The organism is Candidatus Deferrimicrobiaceae bacterium (genome assembly GCA_035256765.1).
Taxonomy (GTDB): Bacteria; Desulfobacterota; Deferrimicrobia; order Deferrimicrobiales; family Deferrimicrobiaceae; genus CSP1-8.
In genome coordinates, this window is sequence record DATEXR010000028.1 from 1 (window position 1) to 1,875 (window position 1,875).

A 1,875-nucleotide genomic window follows, 5' to 3' on the forward strand; every position below is an offset into this window, starting at 1 on the left:
ATCGTGGGATGGATCGAGGAAACGCCGGGACAGGAGCCGTCCGCCGGCGAGATGCGGGACCTCATCCGAACGATCCGGGAGACGAAAGCGGCCGTTGTCTTCGCGGAGCCCCAATACCCCCAGAGGCTCGCCGCGATGGTCGCCCGTGAGGCGGGGGTCCCCGTCCGCATGCTCGACCCGGGGTCTACGGGGTCCGCCGCCATGACGGCGTACGAGGACGTCATGCGGAAGAACCTGCAAACCCTCGCGGAGGCGTTGGGAACCCGATGACGGCCCCGGGACACCATCACACCCTCGAAATCCGGAATCTCTCCGTGCGGGCGGGAGGGACGGAGATCCTCTCGGGGATCAACGCCGACATCCGGTGCGGGGAGGTTACCGCCCTCGTCGGGCCGAACGGCGCGGGAAAAACCACATTGCTCCTGGCCATCCTGGGGCTCGTCCCCTACACGGGGGAGATCCGCTTCTGCCGTGCCGCGGAGCACGGAGAGGGCGCCCCCCGGATCGGATACGTCCCCCAGCGCCTCGACTTCGACCGGAACACCCCGATGACGGTGCTCGACTTCTTCGCCCTTTCCTCCCAGCGCTATCCCGTGATCTTCGGACACTCCGCGCGGTCGAGGAGATCGGCCAGGGAGAGCCTCACCCGCGTGGACGCGGACCACCTGGTCTCCCGCCCCCTGGGGAAGCTCTCGGGCGGGGAACTCCAGCGGATCCTTCTCGCCCTCGCCCTGCGCGACAACCCGGACATCCTGCTCCTGGACGAGCCCGTGTCCGGGGTGGACCTCTCGGGCGAGGCGCTGTTCTGCGACTTCCTCGGCAAGATTCACAGCGAGACCCGGTTCAGTCTGCTCCTCGTGAGCCACGACCTCTCCGTGGTCGGCCGTCACGCCGACCGCGTCATCTGTCTGAACCGGAGGATCATCTGCCAGGGGGCCACGACGGCGATGCTGACCCCGGAAAACCTCGAGGCGATGTACGGCAGCGGAGCGCATCTCGTAAGCCACGGGCCTGCCGAGGAGCACGGGCACCTGCACGGCCCCCCGGCATCCGGGGAAAGCGAGGGGAAAAAGGGATGACCGTGGAATCGCTCCTCGCTCCCCTGTTCTCCGCGATGGGCCATCTTCTCCCGTTCGGCTTCGCGGAGCCGCTTTTCATGAAGCGGGCGATCGTGGCGTTGCTCTGCGTGGCCCCCGCGGCGGCGGCCGTGGGCGTCCCTCTCGTCCACTTCCGGATGGCCTTCTTCTCCGACGCCATCGGGCACTCCGCCTTCACCGGCGTGGCGATCGGCGTGCTCCTCGGGGTGCACCCCCTCCTCACGATGGTCGCCTTCGGCCTGTTCGTGGCGTGGGCGATCACCCTGGTCAAGGGACGCACGGAGCTTTCCCCGGACACCGTCATCGGGGTCTTCTTCTCGACGGTCATCGCGCTGGGGATCGCCGTCATCAGCGCGCAAAAAGGGCTTACGAGGAACCTCCAGGCGTACCTCTACGGCGACCTCCTCGCGGTCTCCGAAACGGAGCTCCTCTGGATGGCGGCGCTTCTTTTCGGCGTCGCCGCCTACCTGTTTCTCGCATTCAACCGGATCATGCTCATCGGCGTCCATGAGGGTTTCGCCAAGTCGATGGGCGTCCCCGTCCGCGCGCTGGAGATCTCCTTCGCCCTCGTCGTCGCCCTCGTGGTCACGACCGCCATCCGGGCGGTGGGGATCCTCCTCGTCACGGCGCTGCTCGTCGTCCCGGCCGCATCCGCCCGCAACATCGCCCGCGGAGCCGTTTCCGCATTCTGGGGGGCCGTCGCCATCGCCGTCGCCTCCGGCCTTTCCGGGATCGCCGCCTCGTACTACCTGGACACCGCCACGGGAGCGACGGTCGT

General features: G+C 68.1%; 3 protein-coding genes. All 3 read left to right on the forward strand.

The window, feature by feature from the left end:
* The coding region (locus tag VJ307_01055) for a metal ABC transporter substrate-binding protein (protein ID HJX72714.1) at positions 1 to 270 on the forward strand (270 nt) is incomplete at its 5' end.
* A complete protein-coding gene (locus VJ307_01060) occupies positions 267 to 1,079 on the forward strand; it encodes a metal ABC transporter ATP-binding protein (GenBank protein HJX72715.1) in 813 nt (270 codons plus the stop codon). The genes VJ307_01055 and VJ307_01060, both read left to right, overlap by 4 nt.
* Positions 1,076 to 1,875 (forward strand): metal ABC transporter permease (locus VJ307_01065; GenBank protein ID HJX72716.1); only part of this gene is annotated, 800 nt, incomplete at its 3' end. The genes VJ307_01060 and VJ307_01065, both read left to right, overlap by 4 nt.